General features: G+C 61.5%; 22 protein-coding genes and 1 pseudogene. 11 read left to right on the top strand and 12 right to left on the bottom strand.

Translation table 11 applies throughout. The annotated features are described in order from the left end of the window. Window positions 1-3: 3 nt before the first annotated feature. Window positions 4-1191: an ABC transporter substrate-binding protein gene (locus tag H4V96_RS11335; RefSeq protein WP_010398405.1), complete on the bottom strand. Its 1188-nt coding sequence runs from the start codon at window positions 1189-1191 to the stop codon at window positions 4-6. A gap of 252 nt (window positions 1192-1443) precedes the next feature. On the opposite strand from H4V96_RS11335, the gene H4V96_RS11330 reads away from it, so the two are divergent. Continuing rightward, window positions 1444-2532, top strand: coding sequence for a porin (locus H4V96_RS11330; protein WP_196855179.1), 1089 nt, complete (start codon window positions 1444-1446; stop codon window positions 2530-2532). 71 nt (window positions 2533-2603) lie between these two features. Here H4V96_RS11330 and H4V96_RS11325 read toward each other — a convergent pair whose 3' ends face one another. After that, window positions 2604-3476 carry an IclR family transcriptional regulator C-terminal domain-containing protein gene (locus H4V96_RS11325; protein WP_280720939.1) on the bottom strand — a complete coding sequence of 291 codons (873 nt, stop codon included), beginning with the start codon at window positions 3474-3476 and terminating at the stop codon, window positions 2604-2606. 208 nt (window positions 3477-3684) lie between these two features. Between H4V96_RS11325 and H4V96_RS11320 the strand changes: the two genes are divergently transcribed. The 7 genes from H4V96_RS11320 (at window position 3685) to H4V96_RS11290 (ending at window position 9658) form a co-directional block, all read left to right on the top strand. Then, complete coding sequence (locus tag H4V96_RS11320; RefSeq protein ID WP_010398401.1) at window positions 3685-4350, top strand: 3-oxoacid CoA-transferase subunit A; 666 nt, start codon at window positions 3685-3687, stop codon at window positions 4348-4350. Then, window positions 4350-5006, top strand: a complete 657-nt coding sequence (locus H4V96_RS11315) for a CoA transferase subunit B (RefSeq protein WP_029496421.1) — start codon at window positions 4350-4352, stop codon at window positions 5004-5006. The genes H4V96_RS11320 and H4V96_RS11315 overlap by 1 nt, the downstream gene beginning before the upstream one ends. Then, entirely contained in the window at window positions 5003-6205 is a 1203-nt protein-coding gene (pcaF, locus tag H4V96_RS11310; RefSeq protein ID WP_196855181.1) for a 3-oxoadipyl-CoA thiolase, read from the top strand. Before H4V96_RS11315 ends, pcaF begins: the two co-directional genes overlap by 4 nt. A gap of 127 nt (window positions 6206-6332) precedes the next feature. Next, complete coding sequence (locus H4V96_RS11305; RefSeq protein WP_196855182.1) at window positions 6333-7199, top strand: branched-chain amino acid ABC transporter permease; 867 nt, start codon at window positions 6333-6335, stop codon at window positions 7197-7199. 5 nt (window positions 7200-7204) lie between these two features. Then, window positions 7205-8206: a branched-chain amino acid ABC transporter permease gene (locus H4V96_RS11300; RefSeq protein WP_193365530.1), complete on the top strand. Its 1002-nt coding sequence runs from the start codon at window positions 7205-7207 to the stop codon at window positions 8204-8206. Continuing rightward, window positions 8203-8964, top strand: coding sequence for an ABC transporter ATP-binding protein (locus H4V96_RS11295; RefSeq protein WP_196855183.1), 762 nt, complete (start codon window positions 8203-8205; stop codon window positions 8962-8964). The genes H4V96_RS11300 and H4V96_RS11295 overlap by 4 nt, the downstream gene beginning before the upstream one ends. Next, entirely contained in the window at window positions 8957-9658 is a 702-nt protein-coding gene (locus H4V96_RS11290) for an ABC transporter ATP-binding protein (RefSeq protein WP_070347409.1), read from the top strand. Before H4V96_RS11295 ends, H4V96_RS11290 begins: the two co-directional genes overlap by 8 nt. Window positions 9659-9812: 154 nt before the next feature. Here H4V96_RS11290 and H4V96_RS11285 read toward each other — a convergent pair whose 3' ends face one another. Genes H4V96_RS11285 through pcaH form a run of 4 tightly spaced genes read right to left on the bottom strand, consistent with a single transcriptional unit; the run spans window position 9813 to window position 13732 of the window. After that, a complete protein-coding gene (locus H4V96_RS11285; RefSeq protein WP_196855184.1) occupies window positions 9813-11075 on the bottom strand; it encodes an alpha/beta fold hydrolase in 1263 nt (420 codons plus the stop codon). Beyond that, window positions 11065-12492 (bottom strand): lyase family protein, encoded by a 1428-nt coding sequence (locus tag H4V96_RS11280; protein ID WP_280720938.1) that lies wholly within the window; start codon window positions 12490-12492, stop codon window positions 11065-11067. The genes H4V96_RS11285 and H4V96_RS11280 overlap by 11 nt, the downstream gene beginning before the upstream one ends. A gap of 18 nt (window positions 12493-12510) precedes the next feature. Further along, window positions 12511-13029 carry a protocatechuate 3,4-dioxygenase gene (locus H4V96_RS11275; RefSeq protein WP_010398383.1) on the bottom strand — a complete coding sequence of 173 codons (519 nt, stop codon included), beginning with the start codon at window positions 13027-13029 and terminating at the stop codon, window positions 12511-12513. Between the two features lie 10 nt (window positions 13030-13039). After that, a complete protein-coding gene (gene pcaH, locus H4V96_RS11270; RefSeq protein ID WP_010398381.1) occupies window positions 13040-13732 on the bottom strand; it encodes a protocatechuate 3,4-dioxygenase subunit beta in 693 nt (230 codons plus the stop codon). 142 nt (window positions 13733-13874) lie between these two features. Here pcaH and H4V96_RS11265 point away from each other — a divergent pair, with 142 nt between their 5' ends. Continuing rightward, on the top strand, window positions 13875-14648 hold the full coding sequence (locus H4V96_RS11265; RefSeq protein WP_029496420.1) for an IclR family transcriptional regulator C-terminal domain-containing protein: 774 nt from the start codon (window positions 13875-13877) through the stop codon (window positions 14646-14648). Here the strand turns inward: H4V96_RS11265 and H4V96_RS11260 are convergent. Further along, window positions 14645-15556, bottom strand: coding sequence for a helix-turn-helix domain-containing protein (locus H4V96_RS11260; RefSeq protein ID WP_280720937.1), 912 nt, complete (start codon window positions 15554-15556; stop codon window positions 14645-14647). The genes H4V96_RS11265 and H4V96_RS11260 overlap by 4 nt on opposite strands. Window positions 15557-15681: 125 nt before the next feature. Here H4V96_RS11260 and H4V96_RS11255 point away from each other — a divergent pair, with 125 nt between their 5' ends. Continuing rightward, window positions 15682-16851, top strand: a complete 1170-nt coding sequence (locus H4V96_RS11255) for a 4-hydroxybenzoate 3-monooxygenase (protein ID WP_010398373.1) — start codon at window positions 15682-15684, stop codon at window positions 16849-16851. 107 nt (window positions 16852-16958) lie between these two features. On the opposite strand, the gene H4V96_RS11250 is transcribed toward H4V96_RS11255, so the two are convergent. From H4V96_RS11250 to H4V96_RS11230, 5 genes are all read right to left on the bottom strand, one after another. Further along, a complete protein-coding gene (locus tag H4V96_RS11250; protein ID WP_196855186.1) occupies window positions 16959-18128 on the bottom strand; it encodes an ABC transporter substrate-binding protein in 1170 nt (389 codons plus the stop codon). An 85-nt stretch (window positions 18129-18213) separates the two neighbouring features. Beyond that, window positions 18214-19122, bottom strand: coding sequence for a LysR family transcriptional regulator (locus H4V96_RS11245; RefSeq protein ID WP_196855187.1), 909 nt, complete (start codon window positions 19120-19122; stop codon window positions 18214-18216). 235 nt (window positions 19123-19357) lie between these two features. Continuing rightward, window positions 19358-19852: a GNAT family N-acetyltransferase gene (locus H4V96_RS11240; RefSeq protein WP_196855188.1), complete on the bottom strand. Its 495-nt coding sequence runs from the start codon at window positions 19850-19852 to the stop codon at window positions 19358-19360. Between the two features lie 141 nt (window positions 19853-19993). After that, the gene (locus tag H4V96_RS11235) at window positions 19994-20551 is read right to left on the bottom strand and encodes a recombinase family protein (protein ID WP_196855189.1); all 558 of its coding nucleotides are present in this window, start codon (window positions 20549-20551) and stop codon (window positions 19994-19996) included. Window positions 20552-20553: 2 nt separating this feature from the next. After that, window positions 20554-21096 carry an AAA family ATPase gene (locus H4V96_RS11230; protein WP_280720936.1) on the bottom strand — a complete coding sequence of 181 codons (543 nt, stop codon included), beginning with the start codon at window positions 21094-21096 and terminating at the stop codon, window positions 20554-20556. 133 nt (window positions 21097-21229) lie between these two features. Here H4V96_RS11230 and H4V96_RS11225 point away from each other — a divergent pair. After that, window positions 21230-23907, top strand: a pseudogene (locus H4V96_RS11225) (Tn3 family transposase). The last annotated feature ends 100 nt before the right edge of the window (window positions 23908-24007 follow it).

Here is a 24007-nt window from a genome sequence, read left to right as displayed (position 1 = left end):
TGCTTACTTGCCGGGATCTTTGCCGGGATCTTTTTGGTTCGCAAATTGATCGAATTCCACGTTGTAGACATTGCCGTCGACTTGTTCAACCTTGCGCACATACACGGTTTGTACAATATCGCGCGTTGCAGGATCGATCATGATCGGCCCGCGCGGGCTGTTCAGTTTCATGCCCTTTAGCACGGCCATTGCCTGCGGACCATCGATCTTGCCGTTCAATTTGCGCACCACTTCATAGATAGCGGCCATGCCGTCGTAGGCGCCAACTGCCATGAAGTTCGGCCTGCCCGCGCCTGGATTGGTGCTGGCAAAATGCTTCAGGAATGCAGCGTTCTCCGGCGATTTGTGCGCCGCCGAATAATGGAAGGTAGTAATCACGCCCAGGGTTGCCGTACCCATCGCTGGCAACACATGGTCGTCCGTCAGGTCGCCGGTGGCGATAACCTTGATGCCGGCTTCGGCCAGACCACGTTCGCGGTAGCCCTTCATGAATGCGATACTCTGCTCGCCAGCAGGCACGAAAACGAAGACCGCGTCTGGCTTGGCATCCTTGATACGCAAGATGTAGGGCGAAAAATCCGGATTGCGCAGCGGTACGCGGATCGCCTCGGTCACCGTTCCTCCGCCCTTGACCAGTTCGCTCTTGAAGGCAGCTTCGGCATCGATGCCGGGACCGTAATCGGCCACCAGAGTCACCACTTTTTTGATATTGTTCTTGACCGCCCAGGTGGCCATCGGCGCCGAGATCTGTGGCAGAGTCATGGAAAAGCGCGCGATATAGTTGGACTTGCTGGTGATGGCCGAGGTGGCCGCGTTCATGATGATCATCGGTTTTTTGGCCTGCTCGGCAATCGGCGCAACCGCCAGCGCTTCCGGCGTCAAGCCAAAGCCTGCCAGGAAATCGACCTTGTCGCGCACTACCAATTCCTGCGCCAGGCGCTTGGCGATTTCCGGCGAGGGACCGGTGGTGTCCTTCAGGATGATCTCTATCTTCTTGCCCGCCACGCTGGCGCCATGCTGCGCCATATAAGTCTTGATACCGCCTTCCATCTGCTTGCCGTAATCGGCAAATGGACCAGAAAACGCGGCGATCACACCGATCTTGATGGTGTCCTGTGCTTGTGCCAGGCCGGCGTGGAGCAGGCTTGTTCCGACCAGCATCGCCAGTGCCGCTGCTTTTTTCATCGTCATTTCAGTCTCCTATCTATTGCATTTTTATGGTGGGCCAGCATACGGTCTGGCACGGTGCCGCATTGTCGCGCAAGGGCGATACTGTCGCAACGGCTAGCGTCAATACGTTCTTGACAATGCATCACGGGAACAATAGTATCGCAATTTCCGTTCGATAAACAACTGCTTGTGCGATAATCGCACACAATAAGATGGATAAAAATTCTGCATCCAGCAGGAAACCCCGTTTTACAACCCGGAGGAGACAACAGTATGAACAACACGATCCGTAGCGCCGTGGCGCTGCTCGGCGGCCTGTGCGCCAGCACGGCCATGGCGCAAAGCAATGTGACCATGTATGGCATCATCGACAGCGGCCTGGTCTACACGACCAACGCCAATGCACTCGGTGACGCCATCACCAAGATGCCGTCACTGAGCAGCTCCGTCCCCTCGCGTATCGGTTTCAAGGGCATCGAGGACCTAGGCGGCGGCCTGCAAGCCGTATTTGTGCTGGAAAATGGCTTTGGCGTCGATACTGGTGCGACCGGCCAGGGCGGACGCCTGTTCGGGCGCCAGGCGAACGTGGGCTTGAAGGGCAGCTTAGGCAGCATTACTGTGGGCCGCCAGCACAACATGAGCTATCTTGCGACGATGAAAGCCGACGTGCTGGGTCCGAACCTGTTCGCCATCGGCAGCATCGATCCTTACCTGCCGAACGCGCGCAGCGACAATGCACTGGGCTACCTGGGCGTCTTTTCTGGCGTGAGCGTAGGTGCCACCTATAGTTTCGGTCGTGACGGATCGGCCGCAGGTGGGCCTGCTGCCACCGCTTGTGCCGGGGAGGTACCAGGCAATGCCAAGGCTTGCCGTCAGGTGACAGCGATGCTGGCCTACGACAGCAAGGGCTTCGGCGTCAGCGCCTCATACGATGTCATGCATGGCAATGTGGGTGCCGCCGGTGGCATGAGCAGCAGCGACAACACGGATAAACGTTCGACCCTGAACGCTTACGTGATGGTGGGACCAACGAAAATTGGCGCCGGCATTGTCGAGCGCAAGTTGCGCGCCAGCACCGGTGCGCTCGATAGCGATTTGTACTACCTTGGCTTCAACTATCGCTTCGATGCCTTCTTGCTCGATGCCCAAGTGGCTCACCGTGACACCAAGGCGAGTGCATCGGATGTCACCATGCTGGCGGCGCGTCTGACTTACAATTTATCCAAGCGCACTGCCGTGTACGCTGCTGTAGGGCAGATGAAGAACAAGGGGACATCAGCCGTTGCCCTTGATGCGGGCGGCACGGTGGGTGCGGGCAAGACGCAGAACGGCATGATGGGCGGCCTGCGTCATACGTTCTAAGCGGGGCTGGCGGTTCAAAGAGGGGGCGCTCGTCGCCCCCCCATCCTGGCATCCTGGCGACACCAATTCTGCTAGGGCAGCAGCACCGACAATTCCTTTGCGCCGCGCTGCAGCACGGGCAAAAATTCCTGTTCCATTTGCGTGGCGCTCACGCGCGATGCCTGCGCGCCGACGTTCAGTGCAGCGAGCACCTTGCCCGACGCGCCGCGCACGGGCACCGCGATGGAGCGCAGACCCAGTTCCAGTTCCTCATCATTGATCGCATAGCCGTTCCGGCGCACCCCTGCCAGCACCTCGCGCAGCTGCTTTTCCGAGACAATGGTGCGCTCGGTCATCGGGCGTAATTTGGCCTGTGCAAAGTAGGTATCGAGTTCGTCCGCTTCCAGCTGTGCCAGCATCACGCGTCCAAGCGAGGTGCAGTAAGCGGGCAGGCGGCTGCCCGCGTTCAGTGCTACCGACATCACACGCGAGGTAGCCGAGCGGGCCACGTACAGCACTTCGCTGTCGTCGAGTACCGCCAGCGAGCACGATTCATTGAGGGCGCGGCTGATGTTATTCAGGTAGGGCTGGGACGACACGGCCAGTGGCGTCGATGAAAGATAGGAATAGCCTAGCGTCAGCACTTTCGGGCGCAATGAAAAATTGTTCATTTCCGCCTCAGCATAGCCGAGTTGCTGGAACGTATACAGACAGCGGCGCACCGCCGCACGCGGGATGCCGGTTTTCTGGCTAATTTGTGCGATCGTCAAAGCGCGGCGCGAGTCGCTGAATGCCCGCAGCACGGCCAGGCCGCGCGCCAGGGAGGTCATGAAGTTGGGATCGGTCAGCGCATCGATCTGCTCGGCAATGGTGAGTTCGGCAGCGTCTTGCTCGGTGATGGCCTCGGACGGCGAATTGATGGGGCGCTTGGTGGCTGGTTTAGTGGCTGGTTTGGGCATGGTCATGATCGGGTTGGTGCGGCGACGCTGGAGCGTGCCCGCAATGTACGGCTGATTCTAGTCGAGTCGCTGCGGTTTGTGTGCAGCGCATGTTTAGCTTGACCACGAGGGCCACGCATGGGTACACTTATTTGTGCGGTAATAATACATTAGTGCGATTATCGAACAAAGCGAATAGATTGGCAAGTTAGACCTTTACTCAAGAGACCATATCGTGATCGATAAAATATATGAATCATTGGAACGGGCGGTGGCCGACGTTCCCGACGGTGCCACCGTGATGATCGGTGGCTTCGGCAACGCCGGCATGCCTGCTGCACTGATCGATGCCCTGATCGCGCAAGGAGCACGCGAGCTCACCATCGTCAACAATAACGCCGGCAATGGAGAAACCGGCTTGGCAGCATTGCTCAAGGCCAAACGGGTGCGCAAGATTATCTGTTCCTTCCCGCGCCAGAGCGACTCGCAAGTGTTCGATGCGCTCTACCGCGCAGGCGAGATCGAACTCGAACTCACGCCGCAAGGTAATCTGGCCGAACGCATCCGCGCCGCTGGCGCCGGCATAGGCGGCTTCTTTACCCCCACTGGCTATGGCACCTTGTTGGCTGATGGCAAGGAAACGCGCTTGATCAATGGCCGCCAGTACGTGCTGGAATCACCTATCCATGCCGACTTCGCTTTGATCAAGGCACATCGCGGCGACCGCTGGGGCAACCTGGTGTATCGCAAGGCGGCGCGTAACTTCGGTCCTATCATGGCCGCAGCAGCAAGCTGCACCATTGCCCAGGTACATGATGTCGTGGCGCTGGGCGAACTCGATCCCGAGGTGATCGTCACCCCGGGCATTTATGTGCAACGTGTTGTCAGGGAGCAAGCATGATCAAGCGCTATACACGCGATGACATCGCGGCCCGCGTGGCCCAGGATATTCCCGATGGCGCGTATGTCAACCTCGGTATCGGCTTGCCGACCCGGGTCGCCAATTACCTGCCGCTTGATCGCGAAGTGTTCCTGCACAGCGAAAATGGCTTGCTGGGCATGGGCCCCGCACCGGCGCCCGGCGAGGAAGACGAAGACCTGATCAACGCCGGCAAGCAGCCGGTGACGCTGCTGACGGGCGGCGCCTATTTCCACCATGCCGATGCATTTGCCATGATGCGTGGCGGCCACCTTGATATCTGCGTACTCGGTGCTTTCCAGGTGTCGTCCGGCGGCGACCTGGCCAACTGGCATACGGGTGCGCCCGATGCGATTCCCGCAGTCGGTGGCGCCATGGACCTGGCGCTGGGCGCGCGCAAGGTATTCGTGATGATGGATCACCAGACCAAAGCGGGCGAAAGCAAGATCGTCGCGCAATGCAGTTACCCGCTCACTGCGGTTGCCTGCGTCGACCGCATCTATACCGACCTGGCCGTGCTGGCCGTCACGCCGGCCGGCCTGCTGGTCTGCGAAATGGCGGAGGGCCTGGACTTTGACGAACTGCAGGCCCGCACGGGCGCTGCGCTGATTCAATCGCTGCCTGGAGAGACGCCATGAAAGAAGCTTTTATCTGTGATGCGATCCGTACCCCTATCGGTCGTTATGGCGGCGCGCTGAAAGATATGCGCGCCGATGACCTGGGTGCGCTGCCATTGCGTGAATTGATGCGCCGTAATCCCGGCGTCGACTGGCATGCCATCGATGACGTGATTTATGGCTGCGCCAACCAGGCCGGCGAAGACAACCGCAATGTGGCGCGCATGTCGGCGCTGCTGGCGGGCTTGCCGCAGGAAGTGCCCGGCTCCACCGTGAACCGCCTGTGCGGTTCCGGCATGGATGCCGTGGGCAGCGCCGCGCGTGCCATCGCTGCTGGCGACTGCGCGCTGATGCTGGCCGGTGGCGTCGAGTCGATGACGCGCGCACCATTCGTGATGGGCAAGGCGGAAACGGCTTTTTCCCGCAACGCTGCCATCTATGACACCACCATCGGCTGGCGTTTCCCGAACCCCTTGATGCGCCAGCTGTATGGTACCGATGCGATGCCGGAAACGGCAGAAAATGTTGCTGAAGACGACGCCATCAGTCGCGCCGACCAGGATCTGTTTGCCTTCCATAGCCAGCGCAAGGCGGCGCAGGCGCAGAAGGATGGCATCCTGGCACAGGAAATCGTCGGCGTGCACATCGCGCAGAAGAAGGGCGAGCCGCAGCTGTTCGAACACGACGAGCACCTGCGCCAGTCCAGCCTGGAGGCGCTGGCCACATTGCGCGGCGTGGTGCGCCCCGATGGCAGCGTGACGGCGGCCAATTCCTCGGGCGTCAATGACGGTGCCTGCGCCTTGCTGCTGGCCAGCGCGCAAGCGGCCACGCGGCACGGCCTGACGCCAAAGGCGCGCATCGTCGGCATGGCCACCGCTGGCGTGGCGCCGCGCGTCATGGGCATCGGTCCGGCGCCTGCCACGCAAAAGGTATTGGCACAGCTGGGCATGACGCTGGACCAAATGGACGTCATCGAATTGAATGAGGCATTCGCCGCGCAGGCGCTGGCCGTGCTGCGCATGCTAGGCTTGCGCGACGACGACCCGCGCGTCAATCCGAACGGCGGCGCGATCGCCCTTGGCCACCCGCTTGGCATGAGCGGCGCACGCCTGGTAACGACGGCGATGTACCAACTGCAACGTAGCGGTGGGCGCTATGCACTGTGTACCATGTGCATCGGCGTCGGCCAGGGTATCGCCATCGTCATCGAACGCGTATGACCTGGCGGCGTGGCCTGCATGGCGCCGGCATGCGGTGGCGAGCAAGACCATACAAAACAACAAGAAACAAAAAGGAGACAGCAGTGACTATTGCACATCGCAGCACGCGCGCGCGGAGGGCCGGCATATGCTAGGCAACTTCATCGGCGTTTTATTCGACGGCATCGCCTACGGCAGCCTGTTATTTATCATCAGTGTAGGCCTGTCGGTAACGATGGGAATGATGAACTTCATCAATCTGGCGCACGGTGCTTTTGCCATGCTGGGCGGCTATGTCTGCGTCATGCTGCTATCGCAGCTGGGCCTGCCTTTCCTGGCCACCTTGCCGCTCGCTTTCCTCATCTGCGCGCTGGTCGGCCTGCTGCTCGAGCGTACGCTGTACCGCCGCCTGTACAAGGCCAGTCACCTCGATCAGGTGCTGTTCTCCATCGGTCTGACGTTCATGGCGGTGGCGGGTGCCACGTATTTCTTCGGCCCGACCCAGCAACCGGTGCTGCTGCCTGACTGGCTGCGCGGCCAGGTTGCGCTGTTCGGCCTGGACGTGGGCGCCTATCGACTGTTCCTGATCGGCGTGGTGGTGCTGGTCACCGCAGCTCTGGGTGTGCTGATCGAGCGCACGCGCTTCGGCGCGCAGATCCGCTGCTCGGTGGACAACCAGACAGCGGCGGCCGGCCTGGGCATCAATGTCAGCCGCGTCTTCAGCCTGACCTTCGCGCTCGGTTCGGGCTTGGCCGGCCTGGGCGGCGGCCTCGGCATAGACGTGCTGGGCCTGGACCCGACGTTCCCCTTCAAGTATATGGTGTACTTCCTGCTGGTGGTCGCCGTCGGCGGCGCAGGCACCATCAAGGGGCCGCTGGTGGCTGCGCTCATCCTCGGCATTTTTGACGTCGCCGGCAAATACTATGTGCCGCAAATGGGTGCTTTCGTGATCTATGGCTTGATGGTGGTGCTGTTGATCGTCTTCCCCGTCGGCTTGATGAGGAGAAAAGCATGAGTGTCATGCATGAAGTTCCCGTCGTCGCGCGCATTGCCGCGCCTGCGCCGCGCCTGGCCGATGGCCGCTGGCGAGCACTGGAAATCGCTTTTTGGCTGCTGCCGGTGGGCGCCTATTTCGCCTTTACCGGCTATCTGGTGCTGATTAGCCAGATCATGATCGTCGGCCTGTTTGCCCTGTCGCTCGACTTGATACTCGGTTATGCCGGCATCGTGTCGCTGGGCCATGCCGCTTTTTTTGGCCTGGGCGCTTACACGGCCGGCCTGCTGGCCGTGCATGGCTGGGGCGAGCCGCTGAGCGGCTTGCTGGCGGCGGCATTGGTGGCCGGCGTGTTTGGTTACATGACTAGTTTCCTGGTGGTGCGCGGACAGGATCTGACGCGCCTGATGGTCACGCTGGGCATCGGCCTGATGCTGTTCGAAGCGGCCAACAAGGCCGCCTTCATCACGGGTGGCGTCGATGGATTGTCCGGCATGATGCTCGGCAAACTGTTCGGTGTGTTCGAATTTGACCTCGAGGGCAAGACGGCCTACCTCTACAGTTTCGCGGTGCTGTTCCTGCTGTTCGTGGCGCTGCGCAGGCTGGTGCATTCGCCGTTCGGCCTCAGCCTGATCGGCATACGCGAAGGCGGCCAGCGCATGCCGGCCATCGGCGTGGACGTTAACCGTCGCCTCGGTGTCATCTTTACCATCAGCGCTGCCGTTGCCGGCGTGGCTGGCGCGCTGCTGGCGCAGACTACGCAGTTCGTGGGCCTGGACATGCTGGGCTTTTCGCGCTCGGCAGAATTATTGATCATCCTGGTGCTGGGCGGCACGGGGCGCCTGTATGGTGCGCTGATCGGCGCGGCCGTCTTTATGCTGGCACAAGACTTTATCGCCGGCCTCAATCCCACGTATTGGCAATTTTACATCGGCATGCTGCTGGTGCTGATCGTGCTGTTCGCACGCGGCGGTGTCCTCGGCGGCCTGGAGCGTCTGCAAAAACTGTTTGCCAAGGAGAAAGCATGAACACCGCCGCGATGACACTGCGCACCGAAGCGCTGTCGAAGAAATGGGGCGGCTTTGCCGCCAATAGCGACGTCAGCCTGACGTTCCAGCCCGGTGCGCGCCATGCGTTGATCGGCCCGAACGGCGCCGGCAAGACCACCTTCATCAACCTGCTGACGGGGACCTTCCCTCCCAGCGTTGGCAAGGTGTGGCTGGGCGAGACCGATATCACGCATTTGCCGCAGCACCAGCGCGTCAAGCTGGGCCTGACGCGCACCTTCCAGATTAATAATCTGTTTGCCGGCATGACCGTGCTCGAATCGGTGGTGCTGGCGATCAGCGAGCGACGCGGCTTGCAGTCGGTCTGGTACCAGACCGTCGCCAGCCAGAGCGAGGTGGTCGAGGAGGCCATGGCGCTGCTTGCCAGCCTGAAACTGACGGACGAGATCAACAGCATCACGCGCAGCATGGCATACGGCAAGCAGCGCCTGGTGGAAATAGCCCTCGCGCTGGCCACCAAGCCGTCCATCTTGCTGCTCGATGAACCGGCCGCCGGCATTCCTTCGGCCGAAAGCCGGGAACTGTTCAAAGTGATCGCGCAATTGCCACGCGATGTCACGGTGGTGTTCATCGAACACGACATGGGACTGGTGTTCCGCTTCGCCGATCGCATCACGGTGATGGTGGGAGGCAAGGTGCTGACGGAAGGTACGCCGGCAGAGATCGCGGCCGATCCGCGCGTCAAGGAAGTTTATCTGGGAGAGGCCGAACATGCGTGAGCTGCTGGCATTGGAGAAGGTCAGCGCCGGCTACGGCGAATCGATCGTATTGGAAGACGTGTCCTTGTCGATGAACGAGGGAGACAGCCTGGCGCTACTGGGACGCAATGGCGTTGGCAAGACCAGCTTGCTGGTGACATTGATGGGGCTGACCCGCTTGCACCGGGGTACGATCCGCTGGAACGGTAGCGACCTGGCGCGCGTGCCTACCTGGAAGCGCTCGCGCGCCGGGCTGGGCTGGGTACCGCAGGAGCGCCACATGTTTCCCTCGCTGACGGTAGAAGAGCATTTGACGGTGGTGGCCCGCCCCGGCCCATGGCATCTGCAAAAGATCTATGCGATCTTTCCGCGTCTGCTGGAGCGGCGCCAGAACATGGGGAACCAGTTGTCGGGCGGCGAACAGCAGATGCTGGCCATCGCCCGCGCCCTGATGACGAATCCCCGCATCCTGCTGCTCGACGAGCCGATGGAGGGACTGGCGCCCATCATCGTGCAGGAACTGGTGCGCATAGTGCGCCGGCTGGTGAAGGATGAAGGCTTGTCCGTCATCGTGGTGGAGCAGCATGCGCGCCTGGCACTGTCGCTGACCGAGCGCGCCATCGTGCTGGACCGGGGGCGCATTGTGCACGATTCCGACAGTGCCAGCCTGCTGGCCGATGGCGACAAGCTCGATCGGCTGGTCTCGGTGGCTTGATGTCAGTGAAGCGACCTGCAACGCGGGCCGCCTGTTGCATGTCAGAGAGCAGTCCAATTCTGCCAGCACCGGCAGGTGCGCGCTACGGGCGTGTGAAGAGGGAATCTAAGTAAGCACGCAAGATGGCGGCGCCTTGAAGGACGCCGCCATTTTTTTACAGGTGGGCGATGAAGCTGCGTACGGCGTGATCGAACGCCTGCGGCTGTTCGATCACGCTCAGGTGCGAGGCTTGTTGCAGCACGACCAACTGCGCTGCGGGAATGGCATCGGCCAGGACCTGCGCCATGGCCACTGGCGTACCCTGGTCCAGCGCTCCTGCGATGACCAGGGTCGGCACGGCGATCGCGCCCAGGCGCGCAGTGGTATCGACCTCGCCGACGGCATGGCAGCAGCCGGCATAGCCGACAGCGTCGGTGCTGACCACGCGGCGCCGGAAGCGCGCCACCGTGGCGGCATGCTGCTCGCGGAAGTCCTGCGTGAAGTAGCGCCCCATGACGGCGTCGCCGATGGCATCGACGCCTTGCGACTGCACGGTGGCGATACGCTGCTGCCACAGTTCGCGTGTGGCGCCCGGATAGCCGGAAGTGGTGTTGGCCAGCACCAGGGCGCGCACCAGCGAGGGATGGCGCAAGACCAGTTCCTGGCCTACCATGGCGCCCATCGACAAGCCTATCCACAGCACCGGCCCCGTATCGAGTTCGCGCAGCAGGGCTGCGGCATCGTCGGCCAGCGTCGCCATGTCGTACATGCCGGCAGGCGCTTCCGAGCCGCCATGGCCGCGATGGTCATAGGCGATCACGCGGCAATCTTCGGCCAGGGCCGTGGCCAGCGCATCCCACATGCTCAGATCGCAGCCCAGCGCGTGGCTCAGCACCACCGTGTGGCGCGGCGCCTTGCCGCTGCGCGGTGCGCGCACACTGTAGTGCAGCGATGGCTTGCCGCCACTGCGCCCTTCAAAGCCCGTGCCTGGATGGTGGCTGGCCGCAGGTGCCACGGGGGCCAGCGTATAGCCTATCTGCGGGCCCAGTTCGTGCAGGATCGCCATGGCGTGCGTGAAGGCCGTATTGGCTGCAGGAACGCCGGCGTAGATGGCCGACTGCATCAGCACTTCCTTCAGTTCGTCCGGTGTCAAACGGTTCGATGCCTCGCCGAGCAGTGCGGCGCGTACGTGCAGTTCGAATTCCTCCCAGCGGCCCAGCGCGGCGGTTATCGCCAGGACGATGGCGCGGCGGGTCTTTTGTTCGAGTCCGGGACGGCCCCAAATCTCATGCCAGGCAAAACGCGTGATCAGGTTCTGGAAGTCGCTATTGAAGCTGTTGGCGTTCGCCAGCGAGCGTTCCACCCAGGCGTCTCCCAGGATGGCGCGGCGGTTGTTCAGGCCACGCTCGAAGTCGTGGTCGATGGGGTCATGGCGCATGCTGGCCTCGCGATAGATGGTGAGTAAGGGTCGGGTGGGGGACGGCGTCCAGGGTGGCGATGTCGCTACGCAAGCGCTGCAATTGCTGTTGCGCCAGCGTGCGTGCAGGCGTGGCCGCAGCAGTGGCATCGAACAGGGTCGCCAAATGCGCCAGATCGACCTGTGCGCCCAGCGTGGCATCGGCTTGCACGGCCTCGGCCAGTATGTCGGCCAGGTGGCGCCCCGTGGCCAGCGCCTTGCCGCTCATGTTTTCCAGCAGCGCATGCGCCTGCGGCCGGCCGATGGCAGCCGCCAGGTAGGCTGCCGCCGCTTCTGCAAACACGAGGCCCTGCAGTGCGTCGATATTGCGCGCCATGCGCGGCGCATCGACTTGCAGGCCGGCGCAGGCATCGTTGAGTGCCTGCAGGGCGCCATGCGCGCTGAGGAACAGGCCCGGCCATTCTGCCATTTCGGCTTGCCAATTGCCCAGGCCCCGTTCGTGCTGCTGGCCCATGCTGGCCAGCAGGGCAGCGGCGCGCTGCGGCGTGCGCGTGGCGGCGGCCAGCGCGATCATGGCGCTGACGGGGTTGCGCTTGTGCGGCATGGCCGACGAACCGCCGCGACCATTGCCAGATGGTTCGGCCAGTTCGCCGATCTCGCCTTGGGCCATCAGGCTCAGATCGGTGGCAATCTTGCCCAGGCTGCCAGTGAGCACGGCCACTTCCAGGCCCAGGCGCACCCATTCATCACGCTGCGTGTGCCAGGCCGCATCGGCCACCTTCAGGCCCAGTGCATCGGCCATGCGGCGCGCCACCGCCGGACCTTGCTCGCCCATCACGGCCAGCGTGCCGACGGCGCCACCGAGCTGCAGTTGCAGGGCCTGCTGCGCGCATATGCGCAAGCGCGCCCGTGCACGCACGAGTGGCGCCAGCCAGCCGGCCAGCTTGAAGCCCAGGCTGGTCACCTGCGCCGGCTGCATCAGGGTGCGCGCCAGCACCGGCGTGGCAAGGTGCTGCTGCGCCAGGCGCAGCAAGTGCTGACCCAAGCTGTTCAAGCCATGCTCAAGCAGCAGCAGGGCGTCGCGCGTGGCCAGCACCATGGCCGTGTCGATCACGTCCTGGCTGGTACTGCCCCAATGGACCTTGCTGGCCGCTTGCGCATCGTACAGGGCGACGGTGCGGGTCAACTCTTTCACCAGAGGAATGGCCAGGCTGCCGGCGCGCCGGCCGTCGCTGATGATGGCGGCAATGTCATACAGCTGCGCGTTGCAGACCGAGGCGATGGCATGCGCGGCGGCTGGCGCGAGCATGCCTTCGTCGGCTTGCGCCTGCGCCAGTGCCTGCTCGAAGCGAAACATCGCTTGCACGATCGCCGCGTCGTCGAACACGGCGATCATCTCGCTGGTGGTAAGGAAGCTGTCAAAGATCGATACGCTCACAGCGCCTCCCGTTGTGCATTACACATAGTCGAAAAATACCGTTTCTTGCGGCCCTTGCATGTGGATGCTCCAGTTGTACTGGCCGTCGCCCGCCTGGGTGGCCAGCAAGGTGGCGCGGCGCGCGGCCGGCACTTGCTCCAGTATGGCCGATTGCGCCAGGTGCGTGTCGCTGTCCAGGAACACGGCGGTGAACTGATGTTTCACCAGGCCGCGCGCGAATACTGTGATGTAGGCCAGCGGTTCGCCGGGCGCCTGTGTGCATAGTGACAGGCGCAGACTGAAGTTGCCCGCGTCGTCGCTGGGCACGCGGCGAAAACCGGGCATGGCCTGGGCTGATTCGGCTGCGGCGCCAGCGGGCTGCCATGCCTCGATCTGCGCATCGTTGATGGGCACGCCGTCGCCATCAAAAATGCTGCCGTGGATGACGATGGTGGGCGCAGTCGTTTGCAGGCGGTCGGCGGCGCACAGGTCTACCGCCCATTGCCAGGCTGCGTGGGAAAATGGGCCGATGGTTTGCGAAGTCGTGATATTGCTCATGTGAGTATCCTTAAATGCCAAACGGCGTAGCGTCGCGTCCGCGCAGGACGATGTCGAATTCATAGCCCAGCATGTCAACGTCGACGGTGTGTTCCAGGCTGAAGCGCGAGATCAGGCGCTGGCGCGCGGCCAGGTCGGGAATGCTCTGGAAGATGGGGTCGTAGTCAAACAGCGGATCGCTGGGGAAGTACATCTGCGTCACCAGGCGCTGGGCGTAGACATTGCCGAACAAGGAAAAGTGGATGTGCGCAGGGCGCCATGCCTTTTCGTGATTGCCCCAGGGGTAGGGGCCGGGCTTGATGCTGACGAAGCGGTAGCGGCCCGCATCATCGGTCATCATCTTGCCCCAGCCGTTAAAGTTCGGGTCCAGCGGCGCATCGTGCTGGTCGCGCTTGTGGCGGTAGCGGCCGGCGGCATTGCATTGCCACACCTCCAGCAGTGAATTGCGCACCGGCTTGCCATCTTCGTCCAGCACCCGACCGGTGACGACGATTTTCTCGCCCAGCGGTGCGGCATCACCTTGGGTCGTCAGATCCATGTCATGCGGCAACAAGATGCGCGGCGAGGGCACGATGTTGTGCGTGACTGGCACGCTGGCGTCCAGGCGCAGCAGCGGCTGCGTGGGGCCGCGCTTGGCGGTCGATTTGTAGGGAGGGTAGATCAATTCCGGATATACGCCGGGGGCGATGGCATCGAATTTCAAAGCTGTCTCCTTGTTATGTCATGTGGCAGGGTGAAACGATGGTAGGCAAGCGCTACCATCCTTACAAGGTCGCCATGGCGTGCTATATTCGCTATGCGCACAATTTGTGCGAATAGCGCCCAAATCAGGTTTTTTCTACACAATGACATTAGCAACAGAGCTGCCTGCCAGCCGCGATTTGATCGCCGGACTGGAGAAGGGCTTGCAAGTGATCGCCGCGTTCGACCAGGAACGCAGCCGCTTGAGCATCGCGGAAGTGGCCGAACGCACGGGCCTGACGCGTGCTGCGGCGCGGCGCTATCTGATTACGCTGACGCACCTCGGCTATATGCGGCATGAAAACAAGCTGTTTTCATTGACGCCGATGGTGCTGCGGCTGGGACAGTCCTATCTGCATTCAGCGCGCTTGCCACGCGTGGTGCAGCCGCTGTTGTATCGGCTCGCCTACGCGCTGGGCGAGGCGGCATCCGTGGGCGTGCTCGATCACGACCAACTGGTGTGCGTGGCCGCCGTGAGTGCGGGCCAGCTGGTGTCGGCCACTTTGCAGCCTGGGACGCGGGTACCTGCCTACTGCACGGCGAATGGCCGCATGCTGCTCGCCAGCCTCACGCCAGAGCAGGCCGACGCCTTCCTGGCGCGCGCAGAACCGGAGCAGATCACTGAGCACACCATCGTCAGCAAGGAGCGGCTGCTGCTGGAAATCGCGCGGGCGCGGGCGCGCGGCTATGCGCTGGTGGACCAGGAACTTGAACTTGGCTTGCGCACCATCGCGGTGCCATTGAAAAATTTTCGCGGTGACATAGTGGCGGCGATGAATATCAGCGTGCATGCGGGGCGCATTCCGATCGAGCAGATGGTGCAGCGCTGTTTGCCTGCGCTGATCAAGATACAGGTCGAGCTGAGTTCCTTGCTCTAAGGTTCGCGGCCTTCGTCCGAATGGCGGCGGAACTGCTTGGGCGTGGCGCCCATGCGCTTCTTGAAGAGCCGGCTGAAATAGGCCGGGTCCTGGAACCCCAGTTCATAGGCGATGCTGGCGATGCTGGCGGGGACATAGGTGAGTTTTCGGCACGCTTCCAGCATCAAGCGGTCCTGCGTGATGTCGAAAGCGGACTTTCCCGCCAGTTTGAGGCACAGGCGATTCAATCGCGTCGGCGTGACGCGCAAGGCATCGGCGTACTGGCCCACTTGCCATTGCTGCTTGTAGTGCTGCTCCACTGCGGCGCGAAAACGACTGAACAGCTCAAAGTCGCTGCGTCCCGACTGGTCTGCCAGCCGGTGCTCTGCATGCACGCGCACAAGTAGTAGCAAAGCGCTGCGCGCCAGCCATTCCAGCATCAGGGTGTGTCCATATTGCGGCCAGGCCGCCTCCACCAGCAGGTTTTGTAGCAGCGAATCGAGGCGGCCATGTATGTCGGGCGCGCTGGCAAGGTCAATCGCCAGCGGTTCAACGAATAGCGATGAATACAGGTCGACGTGATTTTGCGCCACCGTGAAGATCACGTTCTGGTCCACTGTCAGCACGTAGCCTTGCGCTTCCTGTGAAAAGTCGAAGCCATGCACCACCGAGGAATGGATGGTGATGGCGACGGGGGCAGTACGCTGCCACAGCGCGTCGTTGACGCTGGCACTGACCTGGCCGCCGAATAAAAAAAGTACCTGAAACAGGCCTGGATGCGTATGCCTGGCGATATGCCAGTCGTGAAGGCGGCTACGCGTTTCGATCAATTCGATATGCACAAACTCCGCGTTTTCCGCCCCTGATTGTTCTCCATACAGCGAGAACTGTGGAATTTCCGGTGTGCTCGTCAAGGCGGTATCTTGCATGGATGGACATTGTTTGAAAGGTTAGGCGTGTATAAATAGTACAAGTTTTAGCGTATTTCATCCATGTTTTTTTCTTCCCTGCGCCGCTACCATGCAGGCATACCACCACAACATCGGAGACTGTCATGCGTACTCAAATCGCCATCATTGGCGCCGGCCCGGCCGGCCTGCTGTTATCCCATCTGCTACATCTGGAGGGCATCGAATCGGTGGTACTGGAAGCGCGTTCGCGCACCGACATCGAGTCGACCATCCGCGCCGGGGTGCTGGAGCAGGGCACGATGGACATCCTGACGCAGGCCGGCGTCGGCGAGCGCATGCGCAGCGAAGGCGCGCTGCACCATGGCATCGAGCTGGCCTTTGATGGCGCCCGTCACCGTATCGACTTGAGCGAATTGACGGGCAAGGCGATCACCGTCTATCCGCAGCACGAGGTGATCAAGGACTTGGTGGCGGCACGGCTGGCGGCAAAGGGCAGCGTGCTATTCGAGGTCGCCGACGTTGAACTGCATGACACGCAGACCCTGCGTCCGCGCGTGAGCTACCGCCATGGCGGCGAGGCATATACCCTGGAGGCCGATTTCATCATCGGCTGCGATGGCTACCATGGCGTGGCGCGACCGGCCATGCCTGCCCAGGAGCTGCGCAAGAATTTCCAGCGCATTTATCCCTTCGGCTGGTTTGGCATCCTGGTGGAATCGGCGCCATCGTCCGAAGAATTGATCTACGCCCAGCATGACCGCGGCTATGCCCTGGTCAGTACCCGTACACCGACGGTGCAGCGGCTGTATTTCCAGTGCGACCCGAACGACCACGTGGACAACTGGTCGGACGACCGCATCTGGGCCGAACTGCATGCGCGGCTGGAAAACCACGACGGCTGGAAGCTGAAAGAAGGGCATATTTTTCAGAAAAATATCATCGGCATGCGCAGTTTCGTCTCGACGCCCATGCAGGCCGGGCGTTTGTTCCTGGCAGGTGACGCCGCGCACATCGTGCCGCCGACCGGCGCCAAGGGCTTGAACCTGGCCGTATCGGACGTGCAGTTGCTGGCGCGCGGGCTGGAACAGTTTTATCGCCAGGGCAGCGAGGAGCGTTTGAATGGCTACAGTGACGCAGCGCTGAAGCGCATCTGGCGCGCCGAATACTTCTCCTGGACGATGACGCGCCTGCTGCATACCTTCGCCGACGCTACGCCATTCGAACGCGAGATGCAGCGCGCCGAACTGGCCAACATTGTCAACTCGCGTGCCATGGCAACGGCGCTGGCGGAGAACTATGTTGGCGCATTCTGAGTGGTCTCATTGCCGGGGTGCGTCTCATTGTCGTGGTGCTCAAAGCACAACAGCGTTCCAGGCAAGCAGCACCGCGCGCCATCTGCGGCATTGGACTACGCAGAGATTTAATTCGGCATGACGTCCTTGAGGGTGGCGACAGGCTGGTTGACTAGCTTGCCGTTGACTTTCTTGACTTCGCGGATATACATATTCTGTACGATGTCGCGGCTTTCTGGATGCATGCTGATCGGACCGCGCGGACTGCTCCACTTCATGTTCGACAGCACCCGGAGCGCCGCGTCGGCGCTCACGTTGCCATGGAGCGTGCGGATGGTTTCGGCGATCATGCCCATGGTGTCATAGGCCGTCACGGCGACGAAGGTGGCAGGTGGACGCTGGGGATTTGCTGCCGCGTAAGCCTTCAGAAAAGTCTTGTTCGCCGCATTGTCGAGCGCAGTTGAGTAGTTCAGCACCGTGATGACGCCGAGCGCTCGGTCACCAAGCGATTCCAGGGTAGGCGAGTCGCTGCTCATGTCGCCGACGCCGAGGAACTTGATGCCCGCCTTGTCCAGACCCTTGTCGCTGAAGGCCTTGAGCACGCCGATGCCGTCTTCCGCGCCAGGTGCGAAAAAGAATAGTGCATCCGGTTTTTCATCCTTGACGCGCTGCACGAAGGGCGAATAGTCCGGGTTCGCCAGCGGCACGCGTGACGAGCCCACGATCTTGCCGCCGCCTGCGCTAAAGGCCTTGACGAAGCGCGCTTCGGCATCGATGCCGGTGCTGTAGTCGCTGACCAGGGTGTAGACCTTGCCGACCTTGTTTTTTGCCGTCCAGGTGCCGAATGGCTCGGTCATCTGCCGCATCGTCATGCCGGTGCGCAGCATATACGGCGATTTCGCGGTGATGCCAGTGGTGACAGCGTTCATCACGATCATCGGGATCTTGGCCCTGGTGGCGATGGGGGCGACGGCCAGCGCGCTAGGCGTCAGCGAAAAGCCGATCAGGAAGCTCACCTTGTCGCGCGTAATCAGTTCCTGCGCCGCGCGCTTGGACATCTCGGTGTTGGTGCCGCCATCGTCACGGTAGATGACTTCGATTTTCTTGCCGGCCACACGGTCGCCGTACTGCAGCAAGTACGTTTTGATGCCATCTTCGAATGGCTTGCCGGTGTTGGCAAACGGGCCCGTGAGGGCAGCGATGACACCAATGCGTATTGTTTCTTGCGCCGTGGCGTGGCCGCTAGCCAAGGGAAGGGCGGCGACCATTGCGATCCCGGCCCAGGTCTTCATTTTCATGGGGCATTCTTTATAGTGATGGCGTTTGCCTGGTGCCTTGCCAGCTCCGGTCATGAAAGTCGTTTGCGTTCGACGCTGGACGCCATCAGTTGCTGGCTTGCGCACTGGCGACGACGGGCTGGCGGGCCAGTGCGATGAAAGCGCGCACGTAGTCGATGGCGGTGTCCGCTTCGCGCGCGCCCAGGAAGATCTGCTTGGCGATGCCGTGCACACCGAGCCGCACCGGCACCACGTCCATCTTGCTCGCGTATTGCTCGACCAGCCAGCGCGGCAGGGCCGACACGCCGCGCCCGCTGGCCACCATTTGCAGCATGATGTCGGTCGTTTCAATGGCTTTGTGGCGCCTGGGCGTGACGCCGGCCGGCAGCAGGAACTGGTTATAGATGTCCAGGCGCTCGATGTCGACGGGATAGCTGATCAGCACTTCCTGCGTCAGCTGCTGCGGCTCCACATAGGGCGCGCTAGCCAAGGCATGACCCTTGGCCACGACCAGCACCTGCTCATAGTCGAACACGGGCTCGAACTTCAGTCCCGGCTTGTACAGCGGGTCGGGGGTGACCAGCAGGTCGATCTCGTAGCCGAAGAGCGCGCCTATCCCGCCGAACTGGAACTTCTGCTTGACGTCCACATCCACGTCGGGCCAAGTTGTCAGATAGGGGGAAACCACTTTAAGCAACCACTGATAGCAAGGGTGGCATTCCATGCCGATGCGAAGCGCACCGCGCTCGCCTTGTGCGAATTGTCCCAGGCGCTCTTCGGCCAGGTCCAATTGCGGCAGCACCCGGTTCGCCACCGCCAGCAGGTACTGTCCGGCCTGCGTCAGGCGCAGATTGCGCCCTTCGCGCAGCCAGACGTCGGTGCCCAGTTGCTGCTCCAGCTTTTTCATGCTGTGGCTCAGCGCCGACTGTGTCAGGTTCAGCACGCCCGCAGCGGCTGTCAAGGACCCTTGTTTCTCGACTTGCTGGACGATGTTGAGGTGGATGCGTTCAAGCATTTATATGAGCCATGTTCATGAATTTATCAGATATATCCATTGTACTTCATGGATTGATCGTGGTGGCAACACCGGTTTTCTGCGCTGCCCACATGGGACTGGTGAAGCACTGCTTCGACTAAGGTCTGCAGCACAGACGATGGCGTCGAAAATCGAATCAAGCACAGTGCATCCTTGGGGGTGAGCAAGCAGGCGTATCACGGGCTGCAATTGCAGAAAGAGGGGCTGCTTGGGCTTATGCTGGCGCCCGCCACGCCATCTTCTGCACCTGGATATGCGGGTGGCTTTCCAGCGGCGCCCATTCCGGCAAAAAGGCAAAACCCTGTTTCTGGTAAAACGCTGCCGCGCGCGCATTCTCGGCTGCCACGTCGAGCACCAGCCGGGCGTGGCCATTGCCGACGGCGCATTGTTTCACGGCGTCGAGCAGGCGCTGCGCCACGTCCAGACCCCGACATTGCGGCTGCACCCACATGGCGATCAGATGGCACTCGCCATTGCCGGCCACCACTTGCGCGGCGAGGCCGATGGCTTGCTCTCCATCAAAGGCGAGGAAAAAGGTGCGCAGCGGCGTGCTAATGGCGCGCTGTTGCCAGTCGGCATCGGTAAAGCGGGCCGCGCTGGCGTGGCTGGCGCCAAAGGCCGTGGGGGTGTCGAGCAGGGAGGCCAGGCGCGTGGTTTTCAGTGCCGGCCAGTCGGCCGCGCTGCTGGCGCGGATAATGATATTGTTCAAATCGGCAAGATTCTTTCACTGGTGGCGCGGCCATGGTTGGGGAAATCTACTTGTATGTTCCTGCCAGCATCATGACGCTCGATCGTGCGGCTCGCCACCGTGCTTGATGGGGGCGTCTCAGAAAACGGGGAAAATCGTACGCTAAGCCTGCGTCGAGGCTGGCACCCAGCGGTACAGCGTAGGAACGGACACGCCGAGGTTCTTGGCCACGTCCTTGGCAGGCACGCCGCTGGCCAGCAGCTTCTTGGCTGACTCGATCTTGCTCTCGGTCATCTTGGGCTTGCGACCGCCCTTGCGGCCAAGCTGGCGGGCAACATCCAGTCCGGCGCGGGTACGCTCGACGATTAGCTCACGCTCCATTTTGGCGAGGCTGGCCATGACGTGGAAGAAAAACCGGCCAGATGGCGTACCGGTGTCGATAGCGTCGGTCAGGCTCTTGAACTGGATGCTCTGCTTGTGCAGCTCGCCGACCAGGTCAACCAGTTGCTTAACGCTGCGCCCCAATCGATCCAGCTTCCAGACCACCAAGGTATCACCCTCACGCAGTATTTCCTGCGCCTTGGCCAAGCCAGGGCGGTCGGCCCGAGTACCGCTTACCTTATCCTCAAAGACTTTCTGGCACCCGGCCTTGGTCAAGGCTTCGCGCTGCAACTCTAGATTTTGATCCTGCGTCGAAACACGGGCATAGCCGATAAGCATCGTCAACCTTGCTTCTCAGTCGTAAGAACTTTGGCATCGAAGGCAGCGATCTCGGTTTGATCAGGGGCTTCCCACATGTTGCTGGCTATTTCAAAGATGTGATCTGGGACCACCATTGAAAATGTCGATCCACGTTGCTCGTTGCGTTGCCTTACTCGTCGCCGGCGTACTTCCACGGGCGCGTCCAGCACATATAACTTAAGTGTTGCGCCAATCTCGTGAGCCTTGGCATACAGGTCATATCTGGCTTGCCGCTGTATCAATCCGAGTTCAAGGATCGGAACCTGATCTGCGTTAGACATGCCTACTGCATGACTCCAAATGACATCCAACAATCTGTCTTTGCGCTGCAGATACCAAGTAATTACGTCCTCTACCGGCCGATCTGGACTGAACAGTTTTGAGAACCACTCATCGAGTGCGATATGCGTACCTTGCAATTGGGTTGCTAGAGATTTAGCGAAAGTTGATTTGCCCGCACCAACCGGGCCTTCGATGAGATAGATGGGAGACATTTTTGGGTCGCTTTCATTATCGAAACTCATTGCAAGACTAATGGATCGAGAATAGTATTTCCAGAACTATTTTCGAGAATTGCAACGCCTTGATTTGGCGTGTCATGTTGGTGGCCTGGTGTAGCCTCTCAAAAACCCTCGTTTTCAAGAAGAAAGAGATTGCATGCCGCGCCGTTCGGTCCTGTCCGCTGCCGAGCGGGCAAGCCTACTGTTGCCACCCGACACCGAAGATAAACTCATCCGGCACTATGCCTTCGGTGAAACTGAGCTCTCACTGATTCGCCAGCGGCGAGGCGACGCCAATCGCCTGGGCGTCGCAGTGCAGTTGTGCTTGCTGCGCTTCCCTGGTCAAGGCTTGCTGCCCGATTCCTCCCTGCCAATGTCCCTGTTGCAATGGATCGGACGACAACTGCGCATCGATCCATCGTGCTGGTCACAGTATGCAGAGAGGGAAGAAACCCGGCGCGAGCATCTGCTTGAGCTGCGTGCATATTTGGGTGTGGAGCCATTCGGCTTGGCGCACTACCGGCAGGCCGTCCATGCCACCGCCGAATTGGCATTGCAGACGGACAAGGGCATCGTGCTAGCTGTTAGCGTCTTCGACACGCTGCGCCACCGACACATTATCATCCCGGCGCTGGATGTCATTGAGCGGGTCTGCGCCGAGGCCATTACCCGCGCCAACCGGCGCATCTACGAAGCCCTGTCCGAATCACTGGCGGACACGCATCGCCGCCGCCTCGACGAAATCATCGACCTGCATGACCGCATCCTCGGCAAGCTGTTCAACGCCGCCAAGAACAAGCATCAGCAGCAGTTCCAGGCATCCTGCAAGGCGATCAACGCCAAGGTGCGGCTGTATGGACGCATCGGCCAGGCGCTGATCGATGCCAAGCAATCGGGCCGCGACCCGTTCGCCGCCATCGAAGCCGTCATGTCCTGGGACGCTTTCGCCGAGAGCGTCACCGAGGCGCAGAAGCTTGCCCAGCCCGAGGGCTTCGATTTCCTCCACCGCATCGGCGAGAGTTACGCCACCTTGCGCCGCTACGCACAGGAATTGCTCGCCATGCTCAAGCTGCGGGCCGCGCCCGCAGCCAAGGACGTGTTCGACGCCATCGAGGTGCTGCGCGGCATGAATACCGACAACGCCCGCAAGGTGCCTACCGACGCGCCGACCGGCTTCATCAAGAAGCGATGGCAGAAGCTGGTGATGACCGACACTGGCATCGACCGGCGCTACTACGAGCTGTGTGCGCTGTCGGAACTCAAGAACTCGCTGCGCTCCGGTGACATCTGGGTGCAGGGTTCACGCCAGTTCAAGGACTTCGAGGACTACCTGGTGCCACCGGAGAAGTTCGCCAGTCTCAAGCAGTCCAGCGCATTGCCGCTGGCCGTGATCACCGACTGCGACCAGTACCTGAGCGAACGCCTGGAACTACTTGAAGCTCAACTCGCCACCGTCAACCGGATGGCGGCGGCCAATGACCTGCCGGACGCCATCATCACCGAGTCGGGTCTGAAAATCACGCCGCTGGATGCAGCGGTACCCGACACCGCGCAGGCGTTGATCGACCAGACGGCCATGATCCTGCCGCACATCAAGATCACCGAACTGCTGCTTGAAGTCGATGAGTGGACGGGCTTCACCCGGCACTTTACGCACCTGAAATCGGGCGACCTGGCCAAGGACAAGAACCTGTTGCTGACCACGATCCTGGCCGACGCAATCAACCTGGGCCTGACCAAGATGGCCGAGTCGTGCCCTGCACGACCTATGCCAAGCTCGCCTGGCTGCAAGCCTGGCATCCCCGCGACGAAACCTGCGGGGCGGCGCTGGCCGAACTGGTCAACGCCCAGTTCCAGCATCCTTTCGCCGGGCATTGGGGCGACGGCACCACGTCATCGTCGGATGGCCAGAACTTCCGAACCGGCAGCAAGGCCGAGAGTACCGGGCACATCAACCCGAAATATGGCAGCAGCCCAGGACGGACGTTCTACACCCACATCTCCGACCAGTACGCGCCGTTTCACACCAAGGTGGTCAATGTCGGTGTGCGCGACTCGACCTATGTGCTCGACGGCCTGCTGTACCACGAGTCAGACTTGCGTATCGAGGAGCACTACACCGACACGGCGGGCTTCACCGATCACGTTTTTGCGCTGATGCACCTGCTAGGTTTTCGCTTCGCGCCTCGCATCCGCGATTTGGGCGACACCAAGCTGTTCATCTCGAAGAGTGAAACGGTCTATGACGCCCTCAAGCCGATGATCAGCAGCGACAAGTTGAACATCAAAGCTATCCGTACCCACTGGGATGAAATTCTGCGGCTGGCCACCTCGATCAAGCAGGGCACGGTGACGGCCTCGCTGATGCTGCGCAAACTCGGCAGCTATCCGCGCCAGAACGGCTTGGCCGTGGCCGTGCGCGAGCTGGGGCGCATCGAGCGGACTCTGTTCATTCTGGACTGGCTGCAAAGCGTGGAACTGCGCCGCCGCGTCCATGCCGGGCTGAACAAGGGCGAAGCACGCAACGCGCTTGCCAGGGCGGTGTTCTTCAACCGGCTGGGCGAAATCCGCAACCGCAGCTTTGAGCAGCAGCGCTAGCGGGCCAGCGGCCTCAACCTGGTGACGGCGGCTGTCGTGTTGTGGAATACGGTCTATCTGGAGCGCGCCGCGCATGCTTTGCGCGGCAACGGTCATGCCGTCGATGAGGCGCTGTTGCAGTATCTGTCGCCGCTGGGCTGGGAACACATCAACCTGACCGGCGATTACCTCTGGCGCAGCAGCGCCAAGGTTGGCGCGGGCAAGTTCAGGCCGCTACGTCCGTTCGCCGGGTCCTAGCGTACGATTTTTTTCCGTTTTCTGAGACGCCCCCTTGATGACGCTATGGTGCGGGACGGTGGTGCGTTGCAGTTGCCACCTGCCGGTAAAGTCTGCGAGC

Source organism: Janthinobacterium sp. CG_23.4, assembly GCF_029892305.1.
Taxonomy (GTDB): domain Bacteria; phylum Pseudomonadota; class Gammaproteobacteria; order Burkholderiales; family Burkholderiaceae_D; genus Janthinobacterium; species Janthinobacterium lividum_D.
The sequence above is the reverse complement of the archived record's forward strand: the minus strand, read 5'-3'. Positions and strand labels throughout refer to the sequence as shown.

Bases quoted from the DNA above. Each gene is read 5' to 3' on its own strand.
- H4V96_RS11335 (WP_010398405.1), bottom strand. From the start codon at position 1,191: ATGACGATGAAAAAAGCAGCGGCACTGGCGATGCTGGTCGGAACAAGC.
- H4V96_RS11330 (WP_196855179.1), top strand. From the start codon at position 1,444: ATGAACAACACGATCCGTAGCGCCGTGGCGCTGCTCGGCGGCCTGTGC.
- H4V96_RS11325 (WP_280720939.1), bottom strand. From the start codon at position 3,476: ATGACCATGCCCAAACCAGCCACTAAACCAGCCACCAAGCGCCCCATC.
- pcaF (WP_196855181.1), top strand. From the start codon at position 5,003: ATGAAAGAAGCTTTTATCTGTGATGCGATCCGTACCCCTATCGGTCGT.
- H4V96_RS11305 (WP_196855182.1), top strand. From the start codon at position 6,333: ATGCTAGGCAACTTCATCGGCGTTTTATTCGACGGCATCGCCTACGGC.
- H4V96_RS11300 (WP_193365530.1), top strand. From the start codon at position 7,205: ATGCATGAAGTTCCCGTCGTCGCGCGCATTGCCGCGCCTGCGCCGCGC.
- H4V96_RS11295 (WP_196855183.1), top strand. From the start codon at position 8,203: ATGAACACCGCCGCGATGACACTGCGCACCGAAGCGCTGTCGAAGAAA.
- H4V96_RS11290 (WP_070347409.1), top strand. From the start codon at position 8,957: ATGCGTGAGCTGCTGGCATTGGAGAAGGTCAGCGCCGGCTACGGCGAA.
- H4V96_RS11285 (WP_196855184.1), bottom strand. From the start codon at position 11,075: ATGCGCCATGACCCCATCGACCACGACTTCGAGCGTGGCCTGAACAAC.
- H4V96_RS11275 (WP_010398383.1), bottom strand. From the start codon at position 13,029: ATGAGCAATATCACGACTTCGCAAACCATCGGCCCATTTTCCCACGCA.
- H4V96_RS11265 (WP_029496420.1), top strand. From the start codon at position 13,875: ATGACATTAGCAACAGAGCTGCCTGCCAGCCGCGATTTGATCGCCGGA.
- H4V96_RS11260 (WP_280720937.1), bottom strand. From the start codon at position 15,556: ATGCAAGATACCGCCTTGACGAGCACACCGGAAATTCCACAGTTCTCG.
- H4V96_RS11255 (WP_010398373.1), top strand. From the start codon at position 15,682: ATGCGTACTCAAATCGCCATCATTGGCGCCGGCCCGGCCGGCCTGCTG.
- H4V96_RS11250 (WP_196855186.1), bottom strand. From the start codon at position 18,128: ATGAAAATGAAGACCTGGGCCGGGATCGCAATGGTCGCCGCCCTTCCC.
- H4V96_RS11245 (WP_196855187.1), bottom strand. From the start codon at position 19,122: ATGCTTGAACGCATCCACCTCAACATCGTCCAGCAAGTCGAGAAACAA.
- H4V96_RS11235 (WP_196855189.1), bottom strand. From the start codon at position 20,551: ATGCTTATCGGCTATGCCCGTGTTTCGACGCAGGATCAAAATCTAGAG.
- H4V96_RS11230 (WP_280720936.1), bottom strand. From the start codon at position 21,096: ATGAGTTTCGATAATGAAAGCGACCCAAAAATGTCTCCCATCTATCTC.